Source organism: Billgrantia tianxiuensis, from assembly GCF_009834345.1.
Classification (GTDB): domain Bacteria; phylum Pseudomonadota; class Gammaproteobacteria; order Pseudomonadales; family Halomonadaceae; genus Halomonas; species Halomonas tianxiuensis.
Genome location: NZ_CP035042.1, coordinates 2,910,957 through 2,936,318 on the forward strand (window position 1 = coordinate 2,910,957; position 25,362 = coordinate 2,936,318).

Annotated in this window: 22 protein-coding genes and 2 pseudogenes; 3 read left to right on the forward strand and 21 right to left on the reverse strand. The window is 56.5% G+C overall.

The genetic code is table 11. The features are described from left to right. Positions 1-269 precede the first annotated feature (269 nt). From EKK97_RS13450 to EKK97_RS13500, 14 genes and pseudogenes are all read right to left on the reverse strand, one after another. Positions 270-551 (reverse strand): EscU/YscU/HrcU family type III secretion system export apparatus switch protein, encoded by a 282-nt coding sequence (locus EKK97_RS13450; protein WP_159552569.1) that lies wholly within the window; start codon positions 549-551, stop codon positions 270-272. Next, positions 532-930, reverse strand: coding sequence for a flagellar hook-length control protein FliK (gene fliK, locus EKK97_RS13455; protein ID WP_159552571.1), 399 nt, complete (start codon positions 928-930; stop codon positions 532-534). The genes EKK97_RS13450 and fliK overlap by 20 nt, the downstream gene beginning before the upstream one ends. A gap of 114 nt (positions 931-1,044) precedes the next feature. Further along, the gene (locus EKK97_RS13460) at positions 1,045-1,878 is read right to left on the reverse strand and encodes a hypothetical protein (RefSeq protein WP_159552573.1); all 834 of its coding nucleotides are present in this window, start codon (positions 1,876-1,878) and stop codon (positions 1,045-1,047) included. After that, a complete protein-coding gene (locus EKK97_RS13465; protein ID WP_159552575.1) occupies positions 1,875-2,252 on the reverse strand; it encodes a flagellar protein FliT in 378 nt (125 codons plus the stop codon). Before EKK97_RS13465 ends, EKK97_RS13460 begins: the two co-directional genes overlap by 4 nt. A gap of 7 nt (positions 2,253-2,259) precedes the next feature. Further along, positions 2,260-2,679, reverse strand: a complete 420-nt coding sequence (fliS, locus tag EKK97_RS13470) for a flagellar export chaperone FliS (RefSeq protein ID WP_159552577.1) — start codon at positions 2,677-2,679, stop codon at positions 2,260-2,262. Between the two features lie 74 nt (positions 2,680-2,753). Beyond that, positions 2,754-4,118: a flagellar filament capping protein FliD gene (gene fliD / locus EKK97_RS13475; RefSeq protein WP_159552579.1), complete on the reverse strand. Its 1,365-nt coding sequence runs from the start codon at positions 4,116-4,118 to the stop codon at positions 2,754-2,756. 173 nt (positions 4,119-4,291) lie between these two features. Continuing rightward, positions 4,292-5,056 carry an HD-GYP domain-containing protein gene (locus EKK97_RS24780; protein ID WP_236551223.1) on the reverse strand — a complete coding sequence of 255 codons (765 nt, stop codon included), beginning with the start codon at positions 5,054-5,056 and terminating at the stop codon, positions 4,292-4,294. 119 nt (positions 5,057-5,175) lie between these two features. After that, on the reverse strand, positions 5,176-5,982 hold the full coding sequence (locus EKK97_RS24785; protein WP_236551224.1) for a flagellar brake protein: 807 nt from the start codon (positions 5,980-5,982) through the stop codon (positions 5,176-5,178). An 85-nt stretch (positions 5,983-6,067) separates the two neighbouring features. After that, the gene (locus EKK97_RS24790; protein WP_340162982.1) at positions 6,068-6,751 is read right to left on the reverse strand and encodes a putative bifunctional diguanylate cyclase/phosphodiesterase; all 684 of its coding nucleotides are present in this window, start codon (positions 6,749-6,751) and stop codon (positions 6,068-6,070) included. A 206-nt stretch (positions 6,752-6,957) separates the two neighbouring features. Beyond that, positions 6,958-8,433: pseudogene (locus tag EKK97_RS24795) on the reverse strand (PAS domain S-box protein); the annotation flags it as partial. After that, entirely contained in the window at positions 8,430-8,885 is a 456-nt protein-coding gene (locus EKK97_RS24800; protein WP_236551225.1) for a hypothetical protein, read from the reverse strand. The gene EKK97_RS24800 and the pseudogene EKK97_RS24795, both read right to left, overlap by 4 nt. A 38-nt stretch (positions 8,886-8,923) precedes the next feature. Further along, positions 8,924-10,036, reverse strand: a complete 1,113-nt coding sequence (locus EKK97_RS13490; protein ID WP_159552581.1) for a hypothetical protein — start codon at positions 10,034-10,036, stop codon at positions 8,924-8,926. A gap of 82 nt (positions 10,037-10,118) precedes the next feature. Beyond that, positions 10,119-11,339 carry a GGDEF domain-containing protein gene (locus tag EKK97_RS13495; protein ID WP_159552583.1) on the reverse strand — a complete coding sequence of 407 codons (1,221 nt, stop codon included), beginning with the start codon at positions 11,337-11,339 and terminating at the stop codon, positions 10,119-10,121. Between the two features lie 203 nt (positions 11,340-11,542). Next, positions 11,543-11,773, reverse strand: a complete 231-nt coding sequence (locus EKK97_RS13500; RefSeq protein WP_159552585.1) for a DUF2835 domain-containing protein — start codon at positions 11,771-11,773, stop codon at positions 11,543-11,545. Between the two features lie 122 nt (positions 11,774-11,895). On the opposite strand from EKK97_RS13500, the gene EKK97_RS13505 reads away from it, so the two are divergent. Next, positions 11,896-12,399, forward strand: coding sequence for a hypothetical protein (locus EKK97_RS13505; protein WP_201296892.1), 504 nt, complete (start codon positions 11,896-11,898; stop codon positions 12,397-12,399). Between the two features lie 159 nt (positions 12,400-12,558). Here EKK97_RS13505 and EKK97_RS13510 read toward each other — a convergent pair whose 3' ends face one another. Next, a complete protein-coding gene (locus EKK97_RS13510) occupies positions 12,559-15,954 on the reverse strand; it encodes a bifunctional diguanylate cyclase/phosphodiesterase (protein WP_159552587.1) in 3,396 nt (1,131 codons plus the stop codon). Between the two features lie 14 nt (positions 15,955-15,968). Next, entirely contained in the window at positions 15,969-18,737 is a 2,769-nt protein-coding gene (locus EKK97_RS13515) for an EAL domain-containing protein (protein ID WP_159552589.1), read from the reverse strand. Between the two features lie 536 nt (positions 18,738-19,273). Between EKK97_RS13515 and EKK97_RS25885 the strand changes: the two are divergent. Beyond that, positions 19,274-19,867 (forward strand): annotated as a pseudogene (locus tag EKK97_RS25885) (transporter substrate-binding domain-containing protein); the annotation flags it as partial. Positions 19,868-19,936: 69 nt separating this feature from the next. After that, positions 19,937-21,349: a putative bifunctional diguanylate cyclase/phosphodiesterase gene (locus EKK97_RS25890; RefSeq protein WP_479688640.1), complete on the forward strand. Its 1,413-nt coding sequence runs from the start codon at positions 19,937-19,939 to the stop codon at positions 21,347-21,349. Between the two features lie 94 nt (positions 21,350-21,443). On the opposite strand, the gene EKK97_RS13525 is transcribed toward EKK97_RS25890, so the two are convergent. The 5 genes from EKK97_RS13525 to EKK97_RS13545 form a co-directional block, all read right to left on the reverse strand. Next, on the reverse strand, positions 21,444-21,800 hold the full coding sequence (locus EKK97_RS13525) for a hypothetical protein (RefSeq protein WP_159552593.1): 357 nt from the start codon (positions 21,798-21,800) through the stop codon (positions 21,444-21,446). A gap of 322 nt (positions 21,801-22,122) precedes the next feature. After that, the gene (locus EKK97_RS13530; RefSeq protein WP_159552595.1) at positions 22,123-22,317 is read right to left on the reverse strand and encodes a hypothetical protein; all 195 of its coding nucleotides are present in this window, start codon (positions 22,315-22,317) and stop codon (positions 22,123-22,125) included. A gap of 101 nt (positions 22,318-22,418) precedes the next feature. Next, positions 22,419-23,180, reverse strand: coding sequence for a hypothetical protein (locus EKK97_RS13535; RefSeq protein WP_159552597.1), 762 nt, complete (start codon positions 23,178-23,180; stop codon positions 22,419-22,421). Positions 23,181-23,236: 56 nt separating this feature from the next. After that, a complete protein-coding gene (locus EKK97_RS13540) occupies positions 23,237-23,797 on the reverse strand; it encodes an acyltransferase (protein WP_159552599.1) in 561 nt (186 codons plus the stop codon). Positions 23,798-23,803: 6 nt separating this feature from the next. Continuing rightward, positions 23,804-25,360, reverse strand: a complete 1,557-nt coding sequence (locus tag EKK97_RS13545) for an O-linked N-acetylglucosamine transferase family protein (protein ID WP_236551226.1) — start codon at positions 25,358-25,360, stop codon at positions 23,804-23,806. Positions 25,361-25,362 lie beyond the last annotated feature (2 nt).

The following is a 25,362-nucleotide window of genomic DNA, read 5'->3' on the forward strand; positions in this document are numbered from 1 at the left end:
ATGCAGCCCATTGTTGCGACCAGGTAGTACCTGTGTAAGGACATATCTCATACGCGACCCATTGTGACTACTGTTTTTCACGCTGCCAAGCGCCTTGCGGGGTGACAGCATTCAGCAAAAAAGCTGAGCCTGCTAAGCCTTTAGCACTAAATTGTTAACGCCTTGTGCGAAAACATAAAAAAGACTACAGCCGGACCTTGACAAAGCCGTTTCTTCAATATTGCAGTTACAATTTTTTACGAAAAAACAAGTCAAATCCACTTGTGCGCTCAGCGCTTCCCTTGCGTCTCGGCCAGCTCATGTACCCATACGAGCAATTCGGCGATTACTTGATAGAGCATGGGAGGGATCCGTTCATCCAGGTCCAGACCCATCAACAGGGACACCAGTTCAGGGGCATCATGGACGTAGATGCCTTGACGCTTGGCTTCGGCCAGGATCCGTTCGGCCATGTCGCCATATCCCTTGGCCAGCACCCGAGGAGCATCGTCACCCTCGCGATAGGCCAACGCCACTGCCTGTCGGCGGCGCTCAGGCTTCGGTTCCGTCATTCGCCTCCCCCCTGTCCCAAGGACGCGCATCGATCAGCACTGTCGAAAGCCCGGCATTCCGCAAGCGCTGCTCCAATTGCGGCAGCCCACCCTCCAAGACTCTCAGGGCATCTTCGTCCCGCGCCAGGAGCTGCAGCCGCACCTGCTGGTCTTGTAGCCACATCGCCACACGAATATCGCCCAGGCTTGGCACCGAGAGCTGGAGTTCGGAGTGCCAGGCCCCTTGCTGCGATTCCTCCCCCTCTTGCCCCTCTCCGTGCTCCTCACGCCGGGAGCCAGCTGGCATCTGGATCATCAATGCCATGAAGATCCCTGACCAGACATCCCCCTCCCAGCGCAGCACAGGCGTGACCAGCATCTCGAGCTGATGCCGCACCACTCCCTGCAGGCTCTCGTGTACAACCTCGCCCCTGCGGGACGTGCGCGCACCAATTGCTCGCCACCCTCGCGCCCGCTCGACTCGGCACCCTCGCCCGCGCCATACCGGCTGGCGTCATGTCACGCGGCTGAGCGGCCGCAGACGTGGGGGCCTCCCCGCCGGCACGCTCGCCGCGAGCCGCCGCGGGATACAAGGATTCGGTAGCGGCATAGGTATTGGCCATGGAAGCTGCCTGCCCAGGCAGCGATTGGCCAGACTGCACCTGTCCAAACTGTGCTTGTCCAAACTGCACTTGGCCAGACTGTACTTGGCCAGGCACTGCCCCGACTGCATCTGCCCCGCCGAAACCTGGCTCTGGGCGTTCGATGCTGCAACTGCAGCATTCGCCGCCTGCATAGGTGCGCCACTTGTCGTCGATACAGCCGGCGCGAAGCGCTGCGTACGCAGCATCTGCGGCTCGTTCCCCAACTGCTGACGGCTCATCTCGCCACGATACCAGCGCGCCAAGTGGGACTCGTAGAACAACCCGCTGTCGCGCACACTGGATTGCAGCCTGTCGGCCAGCGTGGACGCGCCAGGCGTCTCACCCGCATTCATCAATGGGGCCTTGGCGCTCAATACCGAAGGTGGAGCCGGGAAACGCAACAGCAGGTCAGCGATGGTGCGCGCCGAAGGGCTGAAGTGGGTCTGAAAGGAAGCAGGAGCCTGGGGAGTGTCACCCCGCAACAGCTGGCCATCACCGCGCTGCGCATGAGTCGACGCTCCCTGGAGGGGCGCCGTGGCCGGCCGACGCCCCTCCAGGCGAGAGTCGCTGTGCAGCGCCCTGGGGCCCTCACCTGGATCGACCGGCCGAACTGGCTCGGTCAGCTCTCGCGGAGGTGCCGTATCGACACGCTTGCCCAGCACCTGGTGGAGCAGCGTATCCAGTAGCGGCGTGATACCACTCACGACGTTTCCGGACCGAACTTGTCAGCGGCATCGAACACGGAAGCGGCCTGCTTGCCATAGCTGCGGTGCAGGTCGCGCTGGCGCCGGCTGGTATCCATCAGGTGGCCAAGCTCACTGCGTCGCGCCATCAACTGCTCGCGAATCGCCAGATCATCGTCGAGGATGGCCTCCAGCAGATCGGCCTTGCAGCGCTTTTGCTCATCGTCGAGCACCGCCTCCTGGTCAAGGTGCCTGATACGATCGACGAGTTGCAGATAATCGGACTGGCGTTCAATCAGCGCATCCCACTCACCGGCTCGCGCCAGTTCGAGCATGATGGCAACCTGTTGCCTGAGCCGGACGTAGCCGTCAAGCAGAGCACGAGAGGACGACATGGCCATGTCAACCTTTCGCTCCGCTATTGCCGATCTCCCGCCATGCCGAGGCGATATCGTCCAGCAGGCTTTCGGCCTGGTCGAGACTCTCCTGGTCGTTGTGCAGGTTGGCGGAGAGCAGCAGCCGGCCGATGTAGTCGTAGAGGGAACCGAGCCGCTCAGCAATCTCGCCTCCTTTCTCGGTATCGAGCGCAGCCAACAAGCCATTGTTGACGATATCCAGCGCCTTGGAGATGGACTTGCCCTTCTCTGCCGTATTACCCGCCTGCATGTGAATACGGGCCGCGCGGATGGCGCCCTGAGCGCCATCGAACAGCATGACGATCAGCTGATGAGGGCTGGCCGACATGACGCCGCTTTCCACTCCGACCCGCGCATAGGCCCCGGCACCACGGCCGTAAGCGGCAGCACCTCGCATGACAGTCATGGCGAAATTCTCCTATGGTGGCATGACCTGATTACAGGGGCATCACGCTGCCGGCCCGGCCAAACGCATGCGCCTTACTTCTTGCGCCCAAGCTGGGCGTTCATCATATCGAACTGCTGGAACAGGTAATTGCTCATTTGGTTCATGTTGGCAACCATGGCATCGAGTTGGCCAAACTGGGCGCGATAGCGCTGCATGGTCTGCTCGATGCTTTTCTCCATGCGCTCGTGGCGATCCTTCAGCCCGGTAATGCGTGACTCCAGCCCACGCTTGGCGTTGTCCAGCAGACCACGGTCGCGCAGCACCTGGTCCAGCGTATCGCCCAGCTTGCCCGCCAGACCGCCCGCCTTGCTCTCGCCCGAAAAAAAGGCCGCCAAAGCCTGGGGGTCGCTGGCCACGATACCGCTCAGCTTTTCCTCATCGAGCTTGAGAGTCCCGTCGCGCTGCAAGGTGATACCGATATGCGAGAGCACGCGAAACTCACCCTCCCCCACTCCACCGCTGAGCACGCCACGCAGGCGCGACTCGACCGTACGCAGGGTACCGTCGCCCAACAGCTCACCGGCCGCACCAGTATCGGCATTGAATTTCGTCAGCCCTTTGGTGGTGTTGCGCAGATCGTTGTAGGCCTTGACGAAGCCGCTGACCGCTTCACGAATGGCCAGGGTATTGCGCTCGATCACTACGGTGACGCTACTGCCTTCCGCGGTGGTCTCCTCCAGGTCGAGCGTTACGCCCTGAATCGCGCCTTCAACACGATTGGTCTGGCTGGTGATCGCGATTCCATTGACCGTCAACGAGGCATTCTTCGCCTCGACCACCGTTTCGGGCGAGGCCCCCAGATGCTGCTCGAGCCCGCCCGAGAATTCCGCCGTGACCGCCGCCTCGGTGCCGGTCACGTTGGACGTGATCACGAGGCGATGGGGCGTGCCGGAGCCGTCATTGACGATGGTCGCCGTCACGCCCGACTTGCTGTCGTTGATCGCCTTGCGGATGTCTTCGAGTGAACTCTTGCCCGGCTCGATGGCGATATCGATCGGCTCCCCATCGCCTAGCGTCAACCTGACATTGCCACCACCCAGTTGGGTGGTGCGGCTCTCCACCCCATTGGCGGCGATACTCTGAGCCGTGGCGAGCTGGGAGACATTCACCGAGTAGCGCCCCGGCGGCGCATCGGACTGTGCCGCTGCCTTGAGGCCACTACCCGTCACATTGCTCGAGACATTCTGAAAGAATTTCGGATCGTTGAGCTTTGCCGCCGCCTCCTGCAGCTTGGTCAGTGCACTCTGCAGCTTGCCATAGGCCGAGATCTTGGCCTGGTGGTTCTTTTGCTGCAGCTTGATGGGTTCGAGCTTCTTGCGCTCGGCCGCGTTGAGCTTATCAAGCAGACCGTTGAGATCCAGTCCCGAACCAACGCCCAGCGAGCTTATCGTAGCCATGAGATTTCCTTCTTCATGCCGCTATTTTGGCAGGCTTCGCGCCAACGTTTCCGGTGAAAAGCCCGCGACCAAGGGGTTATTTCGTATTATCGGCACAGGATGCGCCAACTTTAGGGAGGCCAAGGCCTCGCTGCCATCCAATCTGACTGGCCAGCCCTGCATGGCCGATTCCCTCACGTCGAGACGGGCAACTCCTCGACCACCTCGCCCAGCCGACCCGTGACGTCCCCACGCAGCACTTCCCCCAAGGCCTCGCTGGGCGGTGCAATCTCTTCGGCAAGCTGCACCTGGAAGGGCTTACCCTGTTGGTCGAGCCGCTGTATCCAGGCCAGCGCACCGCTGGAGAAGCGCACCAATGATCCTACCGGGCGCAACCCAAAGCGCTGTACGTACCGCTTCACCCAGCGCGGATCGAACAGATGCGGCGAAGTGAGCAGGTGACGGTATACCGCATCGATACGCCAAGCGGGACGATCGGACCGGCTGCGGCGCATGGCATCCACTACGTCCACTACTGCACTCATGCGGGCCAGTTCGGACAGATCGTCGCCTGATGCTCCGGTCGGGTATCCACTGCCGTCGAGCCGCTCGTTGGCACCGGCTATTACCGCCGTACTGACCCCCGCCGCCAACCATTGGCAACCTGCAAGGCACTGCTGAAGCCGCTCCACGTGCTCATGAAGATGAGCCCGCTCCTCGGGCCCCAGCGACTTCGCTGCCAGCAGTGTTGAGGGCAGGAGCCCCTTGCCCAGGTCGTGCACCATGGCACTGGCTGCCAACGCCTTGCGCACGTCCCTCGGCACCGAGCCGCTACCGGCCAAGGCCAGCATGTGCACGGCGACACCTAGCCCATGGCGAACCACAAGCGGCTCCTGTCCCAGGCAACGGGTGGCAAAGAGCAAAGCCTCGATATCCTCTTCCGCCAGCTGAAGCAGCATGTCGGCATGCCGGGACAATTGTACGGAATCGATTCGGTCGCCTTGCTGCAGCTCAAGTAGCTGCGCATCGAGATAACCAGCCACCCTGGCCAAACGCCGCGCCATGGGCGTAGGGTAGGTCAAAAGGTTACGACGCCCGACGGGCGGGGCGCCCCCCGCTGACTGGTTCTGGAACAGCATCGAAGGCAGGCGGCCGACATCGGTTCGTCGCCGTAGCGTGACGACTCGCGTTCGATTTCACGCACGAAGAACCACAGCTTGCGTTCCTGCTCAGCGGTGCAGTTCTCGAAATGGAACCCTACCCGCAGGGTCTGGCGGTCACTATCCGCCACCTTGTGACGCGCAGCGGCCTGAACCGTGAAGCGTGTATCGTTGGGAAAGCAGAGTTCTATCTCCACCAGCAGGGATTCAGCCAGCAGCGTTGCCGCCGAAGAAGGCAGTTCGAGCTGGCAGCCCTGCTGAGAGAGATCCTTGAGATCGCCCTGTACTGTCGTTTCGCCATCTCCCTCCACGCCGCGCACGATGGCGCCGACCTCCATGCCCAGGCGTAAGCGCGCACGAAAGGACTCGCGCCGCTGCAGTTCCTCGAGATAGTGCGGGTATTCGCACTGGCAGTGAACCCGCCCATCCTGCGTATCGGCCTGCCGGGACTTGAGCACCGGCGTGCGGATCATCTTGCCCTGCACCTGGCCCAGCAAGCGAAAGCCCACGCCACGCTTGAGTTCGCTGGCGATCTCCCGTACCGCCGTGATGTCGAGAAGCAGCGATTCCAACGGCCTCTGCTCCATCACCACCACCGGCAGCGGGGTTGCATCGGGTTTATCGAGCAGCAACGAAGCTCCACCGGGCTGGATCAACCTCTCCAGCAGCGCTTCGACCTCTGTCGGACTCCCCACCCGAAGAAATGCATCCTGGACCTGCGCCATCCGCGCCACCCCACCCTCTTGAGCTATTGGTAATCACCGCTGGCCATGATGGCACGTTTGCCAACGACCCGTTATCGGCATTGCGTTACAGGACTTGAGTCGAACCAGCTTCTGCGGCCCGCTCCTTCAGGTAGACCTTGAGTTTCTCGAGCGGCATCGGACGCGCAAAAAAGAATCCCTGGAACACGTCACAGCCATGAGCCGCCAGGAAATCTCGCTGCGCGGCTTCCTCGATGCCCTCGGCCACCACTCCCAGCCCCAAATGGTGGGCCATGGAGATGATCCCTTGCACGATGGCACTGTCATGACGGTTGGCGGTGACATCGCGCACGAAGCTGCGATCGATCTTGATCTTGCCAATAGGCAGCTGCTTCAGATAGCTCAGGCTCGAGAAGCCAGTGCCGAAATCATCGATGGAGACCTCCACACCCATGTCACGAAGGCGATGCAACGTTTCGACTGCCGCCACGGTGTCGATCATCAGAATGCCTTCGGTGAGCTCCAGCTCTAGACAGTCCGGCGACAAACCGGTTTCCAGCAGGGCCTGCTGAAGACTGCTGAGAAAATTGCTGCGGCGGAACTGCAATGGGGAAAGGTTTACCGACACGCGATAACGACCATAGCCTTCAGCAGCCAAGCGGCACATGTCGCGGCATGCCTGACGCAACACCCATTCGCTGATAGGTCCGATCTGACCGGTTTCTTCAGCCAACGGTATGAACAGGCCCGGGGAGAGATAGCCCTTGGTAGGATGTTTCCAGCGTACCAGCGCCTCGAACCCACGACCTCTCCGCTACGAGCCCCCAGCAAGGGCTGGTAATGAAGTTCGAAATTCTGCGCCTCGATTGCCTCTTGCAAGTCGTTGCGCAGCGCCATGCGCATGCTCACCTCATCGTTGATGTCGCTGGTAAAGCACTCCCAGGCGTTGCGTCCCTTCTGCTTGGCCCGGTACATCGCCATGTCGGCCTGCTGGATCAGCTCGACCGGGTTCTCCACGCCTTCCTTGAGAAAGGCAATTCCCACGCTGGCCCCGATGTAGAGTTCATGATCGTCGACCCGATAAGGGCGTCCGACGCGTGACAACAGCCGCTCGGTCAGGCAGATGGCCTCTTCTTCACGATCCAGCTCGGGCAGCAGGATGACGAACTCATCGCCGCCGAAACGGGCCAGAGTATCACCCGGGTCCAATTCCTCCATTAGGCGCTGGGCCACCTGAATCAGCACCTGATCGCCCACCTCGTGCCCGAGGCTGTCATTGATCGGCTTGAAGTCATCCAGATCGACGAACAGGACGGCCAAGTGGCGGCCATGACGCTGTGCCAGCTGCACATCATGCAGCAGGTGATCTTCGAACAACGACCGATTGGCGAGCCCGGTCAGGGCATCATGACTGGCATGGAACGACAGCTTCGCCTCATAGGACTTGCGCTCGGAGATGTCATGCTGAACGCCGACGAAGTGGGTGACGGCGCCTTCGCCGTCCTTGACCGGGGCCAGGTACAGGTCGTTCCAGAAGGGGGTCCCGTCCTTGCGGTAGTTGCATAGCGTGACATTGATCTCGCGCCGTTCGGAGATTGCTTGCCTCAACTGCGCCATGGCTTCCGCATCGGTCTCCCTGCCTTGCAGGAAACGGCCATTATGCCCAAGCACCTCGTCGCGTCTGTAGCCGGTAATGCGTTCGAAGGCTTCATTGACGTAGACGATGGGGTAGTCGTGCTGCTGGGCATCGGCAATAACGACGCCGTTGATGCTTGCCTCGACGCTTCGCTGCAGTATGCGAAGCTCCGTTTCGCGCCGATGTCGCTCGGTCATGTCCTTGGCAATGCCGTAGAAGCCGATGATGCGGTCGTTGACGACAATAGGTAGATTGGTCACGTCGAGATAGACGCTGCGCTCCTCGCGATGCTGGATAGTGACCGAGTAGCGGAAGGCTTCGCCCTGGTCGACATCGCGATAGAGCGCTTCGATCCGCTCCCGGTCGCCTGGCTGCACCAATGCCGAGAAATGCGAGCCGAGCAATAGCTCCAGAGAATAGCCGGTGACATGGCTGCACGCGGCATTGGCCGACGTGAAGTGTCCCTTCAAGTCGAGGGAGAACACCGCATCGGGATGGTAGGTAAAAAGAGAGCGGTAGCGCTGCTCGTTCTCTCGCAGCGCCTGGCGGTTTTGCTCGCGCTCCACCGCCAGCGACACTAGCTCGGTCGCCTCGATCACGCGTCGGCGATCGCTCCGTGAGGGTTCGCACGGCTGACGGTAATAGATGGCAAAAGTGCCCAGCACGCAGTCGTTACTGCCAATCACGGGATAAGACCAGCAGGCAGCCAGATCGTGTTGCGTCGCCAGCTCGTGAAAACCTTGCCAACGGGAATCGTGAGCGATGTTGACACAAACCACGCAGTCGCGCAGATAGGCGGCACTGCCGCAAGCGCCGCTCTTCGGCCCGATCTTCACCCCCGGACCGCATCGCAGTAGGCTTGCGGCAGGCTGACGCTATAGATCCGCTCTAGGCGCAACCGAGCTTCGTCGCAGAGCATGATGGAAGCGATGCCGCCCGGCACCTGAGCCTCGACGATTCGACAGATGGCCTTGAGAATGTCTTCCAGGGGTTGGTCGCGCGCGATCAGCGTCTGCACACGCTGCTGCGCACGCAGGTGGCGCTGGGTGCGTGCCAGCGCCAGAGAGCGGCGCCGGCTCAATCCGGCCATACCCAGACTGAAGGCCAGCAGGTAGCTCATTACCAGGCCGCCCACGGCCACGGCCAGCGGCATCAGGCCGGCCAAGTCCGCCGTCAGCGGCCCATCGCCATGGACGCTTACTTCCATGGCTGCCCCGCCGGGCAGCAGCACCCAGCCGCGGCTCAGCTCCACCCCCTCGCCGATTTTCTGCTGATGGTTGGCTACCATCAGGCTCGCATTGCGCTGCATGGAGAGCCGCAGCGGCGTTACCAGGGAGCGGACTTCCTGGTGAAAGAGCTGGTAAGGTCCAGCACGGCAACCAGCGTGCCATGCGCGGGCAGAGACAAGGGCACCGCCACCAGGGCAAGCTCGGGACGCTGCTCGTCGGGCAGTACCCAGCGCGGATAGGGTCCTCCTACTGCCAACCAGTCCAGCAACCAGTCGTGCCGTTCCACCCACCTGGGAAAGAAGCCAGCGTCTCTTTCGCGTCCCCAGCGGAACTCCTCGTCCCGCCCCGATTGCCAGTGCAGCGACATCAGGCTCGGCGTGTCGCGGAAATAGTTGTCGACTTCCGCCTCGCGATAGCTCAACGGAGGCAGTCCGCCGAACTCCACCCAGCGCGCCGCCATGCGCTGGATCTCACGCTGCTTGTTATCCACGACGCGTTCGGCACCAACCTTGAAGGTAAAGAACAGCTCCGAGGCATGCCGCTGCTTTGCATCGTACTGCTGCCAGGTGAGCGCATACCAGACGAAGCCGCTGGCCAATACACCACCGGTCAAGGCCAATATCATGGCGCGGTTCAATGATGGAGCCACGGTCGGATGGCGCGCCATCAGCAGCATCGCCGTGCCACACAACAATGCGGGCAAGGCAGTGAAAGGTGTCGTGAAGGCTACTCCCCAAGGGCTGGAAAAAAGCCGCTCGGGCCAGACACCGGCCACGACGCCCATTCCGCCCACCACGAACAGCCCTCCCCCACCAAGCCACCAGGCAACGCGCGCACGCGGTGAGTCGTTGCCCGCCACTAGACAAACCGACACGATCAGCACTGCGATACTGGTGGCTGGCGTCAGTGCCTCCCGCCCCAGGCCGAACGGCTCCACTAGACCGGACGGCAACCAAGCCATCACCGGCGCATACAGCCCGACTGGCAATAACAGCGCCCCGCACAGCTGCGCCATACGCACCCTGCCCAACAGCCTGGCCAATAGGCCGCCCCCAACCAACAGCATGATGGGCAGGCTGACCCAAGGGGGCTGCCATTCGCCCGGCAGCTGCCAAGTGGCCAGACCGTTGACGCCCCCCATGACCAGCAGCAGTACCGGCACCAGTACCAGCCAGGTATGCAACGCTACCTGCTGTGAATTGTTGGGCATTCGGCCCTCGCTCGCGGATTTTCTTATCCGATCTATCGGCTGAAAATCGCGAAACTTGAGGTCAATGCAAGCCTGCTTAGACTTATGGCGACGCAGGCCCCATGGCAGAGATCACTTGATTACGCCCTTCCCGCTTGGCGCGGTAAAGCGCTTCATCGGCCCGCCGGAGCGCCTCTCGAGGCGGCTCATCCTGCTCCAGCCGGGTCACCCCGATACTCGTCGTCACGGGAATGGGCTCGTCGTCATGCCCTCTGAACTCCGTTTTCTCCACGGCGAAGCGGATCCGCTCTGCAACTTCTAGTGCTCGCGCCGGACCGCTGCCCACCAGAATGATGACGAACTCCTCACCGCCGTAGCGCGCGACACAGTCGTGCCGGCGGGTTTGACGTACCAGCAGCTCGGCAAACTGGCACAGCACGCCATCACCCACCGAATGGCCGTAGCTGTCGTTGATCCGCTTGAAGTGATCGAGATCGAGCATCAACAAGGAGCACGGCACGTGCCCCAGGCTATCCTGCCCCTCGGTTTCGCGTTGCCAGGCCTGGATCTTCTCCAGGTGAACCTCCAGCGCGCCACGATTGAAGAGTCCGGTCAGTGGATCGTGCGTGGCTTGGCGATAAAGGCGCAGCAACAGGCTGAGCTGGAAGTGGTTGGCTGCCAGCGAGACCACCAAAAGGCTCGACAGCAGCCAAAAATTCTCCACCCCGCGACCGGTCAGCCAGCTACCGTCAACCGTCTGAGAGAACGCCAGTAGCCCCAGCATGGCGAGCCCGGCCGCCAACGACTCCAGCAAGGTGAAGGGAAAGACGCTCAGCGCCGCTACCAGCAGAAAAGGTATGAAGCCATAGCCCACCAGGCTATGCACCTGCTCAGGCGGTAGCATGCTCAGCACCAGCAAATAAAACCCCGCCGGGAGCGCCAGTAGCATGCCGGCACTGAAGCGAATACGACCTATCCGCTCACGGCTGAAATAGGCCAATGCCAACACTCCCACCAGCCCCAGCAGCAATACGACCCTACCCAGCAGGGTATACCTGAGCAGCTCGGTCGGCAGCACCAGGGAATCGACCACGATCCACAGCGGAGAAAGCAGCGCGAAGATGAGCCCCAAGGCCAGCACCCGGCTACGCAGGTAGCGCGCATGGGCGAAGGTGAAATCCCGCGAATGATGGCGGCTGCTCAAGGTGTCACGTAGGGCGCTGAGCCCGACGAACAGCTCATGCCCCACCTCGGGCGGCTCGGCCAGCGCATCCAGGCGGCGATTCTGGTACTCGCGAGGTTCTCGTGACTTGCTGAAATGCATGGTAAGGCCTTGTCGGGCGGCCGCACATCACATGACCGGTAACGGAAGCGCTGCATAGTTGCGCGTTGCCGCAGCAACGCGCAACTATGCAGAATCGACGTTATAGCAGAGCAAAGTCAGCCTAACGAGAGGGCCGGATCCGATATACGTCAAACACCGGGCCATTCCTGGGCTATTTCACGTTCAGCTTGCCAGGCCATGTTTCAGCCACGTCGACCCAGACGCTCTATCGACAGGAAACGTCCCTCGGGGGTGAAAGAGAGACGAAAGGTGCCATGAACGCCATCCCGGGACACCACGCGGCGTAGCGCTTCGGCAGGAAACACCACACGACGACCATCGAGACTGCGGGCCATCACCTGCCCTACCCTGCCTTCGTAGTGAGCAAGGCAGGCCTCGGCGGAAAGTTCAACCACAACATCGATACTCGGCATGTCTGAGACTTCTCATCTACATCCATCGGCCTTATTCTACTCCTTCCATAAGAAGGAACCGATAGCAGGTTCACACCTACCAATGACAAGAGCCCAACGCTCGATTGCGCAGGAACAATGCCTTGAACGCACCCTCTCCTTTCCGCCCCGCCATGGCGGGTAGCACTGCCTTGCTGGTCGGCCTGGCACTGGCAGCCGGCACGGCACTGGCTCAAGAGCCCGATTGGACCGCCACTCCCAGCTACGGCAGCCATCACCTCTCCGCCGGATTCACGCCCGACCCCTGGTCACAGAGCCTACAGGCAGGCGGCTCCACAGAAGTGAATGGCAAACTGGGACCGAACTGCACCGGTTACATCATGGCCGATGCCCCCGATCTCGACCTGCACTATACGGCTGGCAGCATGCCGCTCTATATCACCGTCGAATCCAGTGCCGATACCACCCTGGTGATCAACGCCCCCGATGGGCGCTGGTACTGCAACGACGATTTCATCGGCCTGAATCCGCTGGTGATGTTCCAGAACCCACCCAGCGGCATGTACAACATCTGGGTCGGCGTGCACGGCAGCAATCAAATGCAGCCCGCCACACTCAAGATCACCGAGCTGAATCCGACCCACTGAGCCACCTGACTCCAAGCGGTGGGCAGCCGGCACGCCCACCGCCATGCTCAGCCTATGTCTATACATATACGAACTACGAACCAGCCCTAACCTAGATCTTGAAGCGCTTTACCAGTTTTGCGTTTACCCTTATCGTCTACGCAGGGCAGGTTTTAGCCGTCACCCCCCATTAACAGAACACCCTGCCCGCATATTTTCAGCGACATACTCCAGGAATCCAGCAGCAGGTAGCGGGCGAGAATACAAGTAACCTTGCACGTATTCGCATTCTACCGCAGCGAGTATGTCTCGCTGCTCATTCGTTTCCACTCCTTCAGCGATGGTTTTCATACCCAATCTTTTCGCCATAATGACAATCGTTTCAGCGATGGCACGATCACTTTCATCGCGAGCCAAGTCCCGAACGAAAGAGCGGTCTATCTTCAAGTAATCAATATTGAACTTCTTAAGATAGCCCATTGCTGAATAACCGGTACCAAAATCGTCCAGCGCCACACGAATACCGGCCTCGCGCAGGCTGACCAGTTTTTCCCTGACATGATCTTGATCATCAAGCAGCAGCCCTTCAGTAATTTCAATTGCCATGCACTCTCCCGGCATATTCATTTCGGTTAAGCAGCCCAGCAATGCATCAACCGTCTTCTCATGCATGAATTGACGTGGCGAAATATTGACACTTACCTGACCACAGGCGGCGGGACACTGCTTTCGCCAACGCGAAGCCAGCTTGGCTGCTTCACGAAACACCCAGTTACCAACCTCATGAATTACCCCTGTATCTTCTGCTATCGGGATAAACAGGTCTGGCGACACGAAACCGTGCTCAGGATGCTGCCAACGCAGCAAGGCTTCAGCCTTCACCACCTGCCCAGTAACGGTATCGAGGATAGGCTGGTAGTGAACCTGAAACTGCTGGCTCGACAATGCGAACCGAAGGTCATTGGCAAGACGGATTCGATTTTCAGCCTTTTCCTGCATTGAAGGTGTAAAATGCCGAAAGCCGTTACGCCCCTGTTCTTTCGCTGCGTACATAGCCTGATCGGCACAGGCCAGTAGTACATCGGCATTGCCGGCATCCTTGGGGTATTCGGCAATGCCAATGCTCGCGGATATATATGCTTGTCGCTCAGCCAATCTATAAGGTCGAGTCAATGCATTGATAATATTCTGTGCCACACTGTCGAGTCCAAGAATATTCGGCACGCCCGTCAGGATGACAACGAATTCGTCACCTCCCAGCCTGGCAACGACGTCAGACCGGTTGACCGATGAGCGGATTCGCTGTGCGGCTTCGACCAGCAGTTGATCACCGATTTCATGACCCAGGGTGTCATTCACTTCCTTGAAGCGGTCCAGGTCGATGAATAGTAGAGCGACTTGGTCACCAACGTGCTCAGCCTTGGCAAGCTCCTCACGCAGCCGCTCGCCCGCCAACCAGCGATTAGGCAACCCAGTCAGCGCATCATAGGTAGCCTGATGCCGCAACTGTTTCTCCAGGCGGAGTCGTTCACTAATATCACGACCAATTGACAAAGCACTCACGACTCTTCCTTCGGCATCGTATTCCGGCACAATACGCATTTCGTAACAGTAGTGCTGCCTATCCTTGCCAGTGAAGCTGAACATGCACTGCCCTTCCACTCCTTTTTCCAAAACCTCACGTACCTCTGCCTCGTAGCGCTTGGCCGGCTCGTGATGCGAATAACATTCAGTGGGCGTTTTCCCCAGCCCATTCTCAGCCGCAACCGCATTGGCGATGCTGGGGTTGATATAAACACATCGGCACTGGCTATCGAAGCGGGTAATGAAATCCGGAGAGTTTTCAACCAAAGCCCTGAACTCCTGTTCACGCGCCAGCATGGCTACCTCAAGCCGCTTTCGCGCCGAAATATCTCTTCCGACGACGAGTACGCCAGTCACCTTGCCTTGCTGGTCCAATTCCGGCGTTCCCCGGACCAGAAAGCAGGTAGGCTTACCCTCAGCATCATTCCAGGATAATTCCCACTCGTCCGGCATCCCGCTTTCAATTATCCCACGCACATGGGCCTGATAAGCCTTTGCTATATCAATCCCTGTGGGTAAGCCCCACTCTTCTATAGGCGTTGTTCCCACAGATGCGGGTTTTATCAGTGTCCTGCGATGAGCAGCGTTGCTGTATGTACGGCGACAATTTCGGTCGTAACGGATAATGACATCAGGTGAGTCATCTAACAGACGACGGTAATCTTGCTCGCGTGCCTTCAGCGCCCGCTCCGAGCGCTCACGCTCCAATTCCGCCGTAGCTCGGGTAGCAACCAAATGCAGCATCCCACTCACCGAAGCCTCATCCTTGATCGGCCGGCTATCCAGTACTGCGATCAGCCCAATGACGTTTCCATCGGAGCCCCACAACGGCAATCCGATATAACTTTCTGCCCCCATTTCATCCAACACGCCAACATCAGGGAAGCGCTGCCGAACTTCGTTCAGATAACAGCACATCGCCCCGTTCATTACGTTTTCACAAGGCGTGCCCTTGATAGCATAACGGAGATTGGAGCGAACCTCCCCCTTGGCGAAAATTGCCACTACCTCCGCCTCATCCAGATCGTCAGCCACTCTGGCGATTATCGTACAATCGACACCCAGCGAATCACCAAGATAGCGAGCCAATGCCGTCAGGAACGGCTCACCAACCAATGACCAGCCGCGCTGAGCGATAAATCTGAGCGCATCATCAATTTTCACCTGCTCGGTGATGTCACGAGCAATACCCAATACATTCGTGACTTTCCCTGAAATATCCTTCTCAGGAATATGGCGAATCTCATAGCAGGCTTTGCGGCCAGCCAGCATCAGGCAATCCTGATAAACACTAGGCTCTCCACTCTCAATCGTACGTAATGCCTCCTGGCACAACCGGCGGTTACTCTCCGGGCTGTCTGTCACATTCGCTTCCACCGCCGTCAGGCCCAGGAATGCACTCTCTTCGCGATCAATGCTATTCAGCATCGACGGGTTGACATAGACGTATCTGGCTTGCGTGTCGAGCCGCACGACAAAATCCGGCAACGTCTCGACCAGACTGCGATAATGCTCCTCAACTTTCCTTTTGGTGACAAGAGCTTCATAACGCAAACGCTGCGCCTCTATTTTACGACGCTCACTAATATCCTGGATGTAACTGACACCTAGCATTCTTCCATTCTGCTCGAACGGGTGCACGGCAACCTCGACAGAAACCAGGTCCCCATTTACTTTACGATGTTCGGATTCAAACGTTATCGATTCCCCTACCTGCATTCTCTCGGCCAATTTCTTGAAAAACAATTCATCGCAATTCGGATCAAAATCAAACGGAGTCCAGCTCAGCAACGTTTTCTTGTCGGCACCAAAATGCTTACAGACAGCATCGTTGGCAAAAATAATTTTTCCTCGTTCAGTTGAATCATGTATCAAGATGACAAAATCGGCAGCCCGCTCTGACATGTTGCGAAGTAGTTCGTTTTCGCGCTCCAACTCCTCCAGTCTGGCTAGTGTTGTTTCCGGATACCAGGCTTGAGATTTTTTTGTCATAGGAATATTTCCGGTCACTGAAACAATTCAGGCCTGGCGACACCATACCCCTGAGCATAATCCACGCCAATTTCCCTTAAGATACTGATGATTTCTTCGTTTTCAGCAAACTCAGCGATCGTGCGCAACCCCATCACCTGACCCACTTGGCTGATGGAGGAGACCATTACACGATCTATCAGGCTGTTATCGATTCCTTTGACGAACATTCCATCTATTTTGAGAAAATCGACGTTAAGATTCCTCAGGTAAGCGAAGGAAGAGAGACCGCTTCCGAAGTCGTCAAGCGAAAAACTGCAACCCAATTCGCGCAGCGTGGACATGAACTGACGTGCCTTTTCCAGGTTGGCGATCACGGATGTCTCGGTAATCTCGAAACAGAAGCGCCTTGGGTCTATTTCATAATGCTGGATAAGACCAACGACATAATCGAGAAACCCTTCTTCCGATAGAGTTTGTCCCGAGAGATTGATGGCACACACATAAGGAAAGTCCAGCCCTTTGCGAGCCATGATGGAAAACGCTTCGCTTACCACCCAGCGATCCAGCTGCGGCATCAGGTGAAAGCGCTCCGCCACGGGCAGGAAATAGCCTGGCGGGTATAGCGTACCGTCGTCGCCACGCATGCGAATCAATACCTCACAATGCGGTTCGGCACCGTCTGTCAGGCCTTGCATACGCTGGTAATACAAAACGAACTGCTGATTTTCCAGCGCCTGGTGTATCCTTGCCACCCATTCGAGCTGACTGTAACGCTGTTGCATATCCTGGTCTCCGGGGCAATAAACATGGATACGGTTGCCGCCTTCATCCTTGGCTGCATAGCAGGCTGAATCCACCGTGCTCAACAATTCGCTCAAGGTGTAGTCATGCATTGGAGAGATCTCTGTCAGGCCGATGCTCGCACCCACCCTGAATATCTTTTCCTCGTATACGAATCGATACTCTCGAACAATTTTCAGCAAACCTTCCACAACGACCCGGGCCCTATCCAGGGTGCACCCCATTAATAGCAGAGCAAATTCATCACCACCCACGCGGGCCAAAGTGTCAGAACTTCTCACTTTGGCTTTCAACTGACCTGCCAGTTGATAAAGCAGGGTATCGCCAGCCATATGGCCGCAGGTATCATTAACGACCTTGAACTGGTCCAGATCGATATAGGCAATGCAGTGTGTACGCTCTCCCTGAACCGCATCCTCCAGTGCAGCCTGTGCCAGCCGATCAAATTCATAGCGATTGACAAGCCCCGTCAATGCATCATGACGTGCCTGAAAGCTGAGTTGTCCTGATAGCACGCGTAACATGGTGACGTCGTGCAATACAGTGACAAAGCCAAGACTATTGCCATTGTCGTCATGCAATGCGGCGGCTGATTTACGTATGAATAACTCCTCGCCATCGTTCCGCTGCAGTATCGCTTCTTCCTGGTTAGTCGCCGGATCAGTCAGCCAGAAACTGTCCATCGGCACGGCCCTGTTTTCCAACGACATCAGACGAAACAGTGACTGCATCGACTGCTCACGAGCTTCGCCTGACGTGATCCCAGTAAGACGTTCCGCCGCTGCATTCAGGTATATGACGTCACCGGCCGCATCGCTGGTGATGACGGCATCGGCAATCCCAGCCAGCGTGATCTGCGCACGCTCTTTCTCATAGTGAAGGGCAAGTTGGGACTCATCGAGCCGTTCCAGCATATTGTTGATGCTGTGGGACAATCTGGCTAGTTCATCGTTTCCGCGTAGCGCCGGGATACGAACTGCGATATTCGGAAATTTACCTATACGGCCTACATATTCACTCAGATGTGCCAGCCGCACCAGTACGAGCCGATCGAATAGCCAATGAAAAATGCCAAGTACAAGCACGATCAGGGCTGTAGACCAGAGCAGAAAATTCAGGCTGGATTGCCCACGCTCGAAAATGCTACGGTCATCGACCACCCGCATTAACAATGGCGTCTCATTACCCACATCATCCAGCAAGGCATAACCGACCATTTCAATATCACTTAGCGGTTTTACCGTTATACCGCCGTGGACCTGCAGCATCGCTAACGCATCCAGCCGATCTGCTGCAAGCCGCTGCCCCTCTGCACGTTCAACGTTGATCTCTATACCGAGCAGTTGGCTAACGTGGCTAAGTAGATCTTGATCGAGATGCCGCACCATAATCAGTGTGCCACGTCGCTCACCTTCAGCATTCCCACTGGGGCGTACATCAAAGGCGGCCACCACCAGAATATCTCCTGGGATCCAGAAAAATCCCGAGACATGATTCTTTCCATTAGAGGTATCGATCAGCGCACCGCCTTTCGATGCTGCTTGCTCGAGCCCTACCGGCAAAGGCCATGGCTGCCCAGCAACTATGCCTTTTTTGAACACGATACTACCATCGGCATCGACCAGCAGAATAGCGCTAATGTTGAGATTGGCGAAGGTATCATCGGTGTAGTTGGAATCGATATACTCCTGATTAGGCGCCGCCAGGTATTGATAGGTATCATCCCAATGTGCCCAATCAACAGTGATGCTGCCAAGCTGACGGACCTGTTCTTCGAGCAGACTCATCGCGCTGCCGACCTTGGTCAGCATTTTATCCTGCTCCAGCTGGCTATATCCCTCCAGCAGCACCAATCGCCCAGCGACAAACTGTACGGCGAACAAGAGTAACATTCCTGTCGCCACCGCCATCATCACCTTGTATCTCAACCCACTCAAGCGCATCTTCTTTCCTTGACAGAAAACATTTTTATTAACGCCCACTACAGAAGAAAAACTCATAGATAGACGGCAGTTTTTCCTTCAAGTCGTTAGATGCTTGAGATTTCTCTTCACCCTTTCTATCGGCAGCGAAGCGAAAGACCGGAGCCCGGCCGGCTGTTCAGCAGCGCAATTCAGACATTGCCTGCGCAATATGGATACAAGGAGAGGAATTCCTACAGGTCTTTGATATCCGCACGCGCTTGGCAAGAGCCTTCGTCACGATCGAAGGGCTCAAAGTGGAGCCAGCGCATGCGTACAGTGAGCAAATCTTCCGCTGAGGGCCGGAGCAGTGACAGTAGGCGGGCGGATACAGCGCCGTGGCTTTATTTTCCTACCAATTTGGTATGAAATGGGGTTGACCTGACTGACCATAACTAACCCGCAAAGGGACCTAGAGGGGGCCGAATGAAGCAGTCAAGCGCCAAGGCGGCCATCGGCCTGGCCCTGGCGGGTGGTTTGCTAATGCTGGCTGCTCTTCCGAATGAGGTTGCCGGTCAGAGCAACCCCGGGCGCCAAGGAAAGCTGGTCTTCGCCGGCTCCGCGACCTACCCCCGTTCCAGTGGCTCGACCGGCACGACCAGGCGAAAGGCTTCGTCATCGATCTGCAGGAGAGCATGGCACGCCACGCCGGGATCGACGCCGAACACCGGCTGATGGAGTGGGATAGCGCCCTGCAGGAGGTACAAGACGGCAAGGCCGACGCCATTGCGCTGTTCGCCGCCGAAGAACGTGCCCCTTTCCTCGATTTCACCGAGCCCTTTTATTATCTGTTTCACGGCATTTTTTCGCACGACGACGGCGAGCACTTCAGCAGCCTGGCGGCCCTGGAGGGGCACCGAGCCGCCGTGGTCGCCGGCAGCCATGCCGCAGCACGGCTAGCGGAGGAGTACCCCGATATCCCGCTGGTGCCGGTCGCCACCGAGTACGACTGCCTGCGCGCGGTGCAGGCCCGGCAGGCGGAGGCCTGTATCGAGGCCTCGCTCACCTCGATGCGCCATGCCGCTGAAATGAATGTACGCCAGTCGAGCCCCCCTTTCTGGCCGCAACCCTACGTGTTCGGGGTACGCAAGGGGAATACGGCCATGCTGGACTGGCTGGAGCACCAGCTGGCCGTGGTCATGGCCGACGGTACCTTCAACGACATCTACCAGCAGTGGCGACCCGAGCTGGAGTGGCGGAAGCCCAGCATCATCGACAGCTTGCGCACCTTCGCCTGGGTGTTTGCCATTCTACTCCTCATGGCTCTCATGGGCTTTTCATTTTCTTGGTATCTGAAGCGCCAGGTTTCCCTGCGCACGCGCTTGCTCTCGCAGGAACTGAAAGCACGCAGCCGGCTGGAAGAGGAACTGCGCTATCAAGCCGAGCATGACACCCTTACCGGACTTCCCAGTCGCACTACGTTCATCGAGAGCCTGGATCGGCGCCTTCAGGAAGAGCGTGATTGGGACCCAACGGTAATACTCTTGCGTTTGTTGAATATCGACCAACTTACCAGCATGTTCGGTTACCACTTTGGCCACGAAGCTCTGCTCATTGGTTTTTCCAAGCACCTTGAATCGCTGAACTTCGCTCAGGTCGGTCATTTCGGTTCAGGCGTCTTCGCCATTCTGCTCAAGCAGGATATGTGCCATGAAGAGATCGCACTCCTCGTAAATAAATCTCTTACCATAGATACGATCAGTATCGATGTACATGTCGCCATGGGGATCTGTGAGGGTCGAGTCAAGAGAGAAGGACAAACCTCCTCAGAGGCAGAAGAACTGGTACGCCGCGCCATGACGGCCTACTCCTCTGCTACCGAAACCGGCCGGCCGTGGCGCACCTACAATCCCGACCTTGAACCCGATCCCAACGATCTACTGTTACTGCAGGACTTTCGTCGACATGGCACACGAGACATGCACCTGCTGTACCAGCCCAAGCTCGACCTGGCAGGCGGTTATATCAAAGGAGCCGAGGCACTCATTCGTTGGGAGCATCCGCAGCTAGGCAATGTGTCACCCGCACACTTTATTCCTCTGCTGGAGGAGACGGGATTAATTACTCGGCTAACCTACTGGGTCATCGAAGAAGCGATGCATGCAGCCGAACGATGCCGAGCATACGACAAGAATTTTTGTATTAGCGTCAATATCTCTTCTAGAGACTTGATGGAAGGTTCCACGTTGGTCGACTTTATCAAGCAAAGAGAAATTTCTGAACATAAACAGGCACTTTGCCTGGAAATAACCGAAACAGGAGTCATTCAGGACCAGGGACATGCCCAAAAGGTCATTGAAGAGCTTCATGAAGCCAATATCAGCTGTGCAGTGGATGACTTCGGCACAGGCTACGCCTCCTTGTCTTATCTAAGTGCCTTTTCAGTCGATGAGGTCAAGATGGATCGCAGCTTTATCAGCAACATGCTGGAAAACAGGAGGCACCGCACCATTATTTCCTCAACCATTTCTCTGGCTCATGAGCTTGGACTCCAGGTAACGGCGGAAGGGGTGGAAGACACCGCCACGCTTCGCAAGCTGGCCGCGATGGGTTGTGATACGGCCCAAGGCTACGTTATTTCAAAGCCTATCGCCGAACGGGAATTACACCAGCTCATTGGGCGCCGGCATTTCAGCGAAACGCCACCTTAAAAAACTTGAGTTACCGGTGCAGGGCCGAGCTTGCCAACGAAAAATTCACTAAAAGATATTAAATTTCTCTATCAAGCATTCCCTTCCTTGGCTTTCACGCCGTTTGGAGTTCATGCGAACGCTGATAAAGCCGGCGAATACTCTCAATAGCAACCGCCTCATGCTCATCTAATGTCAGCATGATGCCGCCCTTTCCTTCCGGGTCGTGAACTGCATCGGCAAGTTGTTCCGAATACCGTTTGAGAAGATGCTCCAGGTTCATATGAACCATGGCGATCTCAAGCTCGAACTCGGCTTGCAGGGTCTGAAGCCGCTGCGCCTCACCAGAATCGTTGCAAGCCGCGATCTTGGCTGCAAGCGTATTGCCGAGGAAGCGTTCGGTAGCCTTGAGCTTCGGGACGAGATCATCGATCACCTCCCTTGCCGATAGGCTAAAATTGAATTTCGTCATGCTACTTTTCCCAAGAACAGAGGCTCCGTGAGCATTTGTTACCAAAAGCGAGGTTTCACGCTAACACCAACATTACTAAAATAAGATCATCTCAACAATGCCAATACATTGGCCGGGATTACGTTCGCCTGAGCCGCATACTGCTGCCAGCCTGCTGTGGACAGCATCAGATCGATAGCGTCCGGTTCATCGACATGCTCAACGAGGAGGGCGCAGTATCATTGGTAACAGTGAGTGAAGGTGATGTCTGCCTATTGACGGCATCGAAAAAAGATAGAAATTAAAAGAAGGGCTAAAAAGAAGCCAATATTCGTCTAGTGTATTAGAGGTTCAGCATGGCCAAAGTGTAGATCCGCTGGTCACTAATTGCCTTGGCATAGATCTCGTGGAGCCTGGTGTAGTCATCCGGCATCTTTTCGTGCATGCCGGTGGCCTCGAAGCGTGCAAGAGTGTGGCGTGTCTCGCAGACCAGCCGTTCGAGCTCCTCAATGACATGCTGATATTCAGTTGCGGTCATGACAAACTCCATTGCCGCGGATGAGTCGGCGACAATAAAAGACCAGTGGGGCCTCCCTGCATCCAAGGATTACAACTAGAGGGAGACCAGCCATTAGGATATCAAGATAGCTTTATGGCCAACTCTCTTGAAAAAAATTTAGAACTCATTACTTTATCGACAAAGAGTGGATCGTAAAAGGCGATTCTATCCAGTACCTCAGCCTCCTCCCGATCAAAATTGACTTCCGTTCTTGGACCATTATCACTCTTGTTAGGATTGTGATGCTGGCCTGCAATTTCCTTGTGACGGCGCTCAGCCATTGCTTTGTCAGCAAGACTCAGCCCTAACCTCTCTCCTATTGAGCAAGTCAAATCGAAGTCATTGAAATCGCTAGCCGATGCCCACACATACTCCTTCCCTACATCTTGATAGATTGCTTCAGCTTGCAATTGCCGATAAAACGAATCCAACACACCCCAATAACACAGCTGATAATCAGTCAACCCGGCCGGCTTGAATATAGGAAGACTTCCAGGGTAGGACGGATCAGAAGAAAAATGCTGACCCATTTTGGTTCGCATGGGGAAACTTCCACGCTTATACAAGCTACCAGCAACTTTTCTAAATTCACGATTGAGAAAAATCAACTTAGGAAAGAAGCCCATCCTAGCCAAGGGAATAAAAAAACCCTTGCCGAAAACATTGCTCGTCTCAACATAGTTCTTCTCCTTATAACCTTCCACTGTTTTTATTTTATTTTTCAAGAAGGCGACGGCATGGCGAGGATCCTTTTTTACATCAGGAAGCGCTCTTGCATAATTGGGTTCTGGCTCATGCTCACTACGTGTATCGGCAAAAATCTTGAACACTTCCGTCAACATGGTGGTTCCAGTCCGCCCATGCGTTATAGTGAAAATCACATTCTTGTCTTGGAAGTTCATACGTCAGACCCATCAATCTTTTTTACCGGTTTTGCTGGACGGCCCGCAACGATCGTATTAGCCGGTACATCTCTGGTCACCAGACTGCCAGCAGCTACAACTGCGTTCTCACCGATATGGACCGGCCCCAGCACTGTCACATCGGAACCCAACCAAACGCCCCTTTCCAGCACAATATCCCGGCCGCTATCGGGAACGGCCTTCAACCGCCTCATACCGGTTTCCCTGTAGTCATGTGTTCCTGTCAGGAGCATGCAACGATGTCCGAAAAAACAGTCCTCCTTGATGGTGACATGCCCCGAACGCGTGTTTATCAGGAGATCATTAATGGGTATCGTAGCCCTATCAATATGCAAGCGGTTACGATCCCCCCAGACCTTCGGATGACTCATGTCCAAAACGGAAATGTAGGGCATGAGCAGCTTGGCCAAGGCCTCGAGCTCTTTTTTCTTTGCTGTTCGCAACAGAGTGAGAAACTGGCTTTCTCCGCTCGTATCCTCTTGGGCCGTGCTCTCGACAGCCTCGCGGCTTGCAGTCTCGTTCTGAATCTTAAGCATCGAAGGTTACCTCAGCAGATCATCCAGCATCGACGATATTGAGTCATCACCCTTTCCCTTGGCATCCGCTTCGGAGAAGTTGTCGGCCATATCAAGCCCTTCCTCTAGAGGGTTTAATTTTTTTCTTATCCCCATAGCCTGCAAGTAATTTGATGCGTAAATTTCATCAAACCTTCTCAATGTTACATAAGCCATGTCACGTATAGAAAAAACTGTGTGCAAAAGGAAAGCAAGCTTCTTGAGCTGTGCCTCCTGCATCACGTCCATGCGCTCGTGACTTGGCAGAAACAGAGCATCAGCCGCCACCAACTCCGTCGCCTGTCGCTGCTCCGAAGGTACGTCGTCGGGCAGGTAACAGCTATACTGCATATCGTTGAAGCGGTAGAAACGGAACCCGTGACGCGCCATCCAATGCTGCGCTTCAGCGAGATTGGGTTGGCGCTTGTGAGTAGGCTGAAACGCGATACGCACTTGGATCAATAGCGTGTCTTTCAAGGCGTTTTCGCCATTCTCCAAGACAGCCATTGCATCGTTAAGATCGTCCAGAATCAGCCAATCCAGACTTTCCAAGCCTTCAATGCTATCAAGCGCAATGGTATTGATAGGCAGTGTGGCGAGCACTTGTGCGCCTTGGCGCTTGCCTTCCGGTAGTTGCTCTGGTGGCAGTGGCGCCAGCGTACTGCTCATCTCGGGGTCCAGGCAAGCATACAGCGTAGCTGGCTGACCATCACCCAACACCGCATGAGGGAATAGTTGTACGTCATCGCTACCTTCAAAGCGACTGGGATTTTCGACACGGCTGCCAGGGTCGAAAGCCACGACACCGAAAGCTTTCAGCGACAACAGCTCCTTGAACCCACTCTGCTGTAACAATTTGGCGCTATTATCGATAGCAATAATCTTGCCAGTCAATTGCCAATTGAATCCAGCTTTACTGGCATTTGGAGTACAAACGATATCGATAGGTTGGCTCTCATCTTCGAACCAAGCCTTGCCATCTTTATCAAACGTAAGCGCAGCTGGTGCCTTACCTTCACAATAGCGCTGCCAAATGGCACGTATAGCGGTAGCAAAATGCTTGGCAAATCGTGGAGCATCACACACTGGAGATTGGAGCAACACATCACGTAAATGCTGGCGAATGGTACTCAGGCTATCAAGATCAGATGCCAGCTCCAATACGCGTTCGCGGTACTCATTCCAGCTATTCACTACCAGCTCAGGCATACCGGCATTCACTAAGTGAGTAGCACTATGGCGACCAGCAAAGGTTGGCCCAGGCAGAGATACCACTGGCACTCCCATAAGGAATGCCTCGCAGGTAGACAGCCCTCCTGAGTAAGGCCATGGGTCAAGAGCTATATCAACTCGGTTATATGATTTCAGCAGTTCCAAATTGGGAGATGGGCCTTCAATAATCAAGCGATCAGCTTCCACCCCATGCCCTGCCATTATTTCACGCACACGCTGACAGAGCTCCTCACTATTGTACTGCAAACTCTTGAGAAAAAGTCGGGATTTTGGCAGCTCTCGCATAATACCAGCCCAATGCGACAGAACCACCT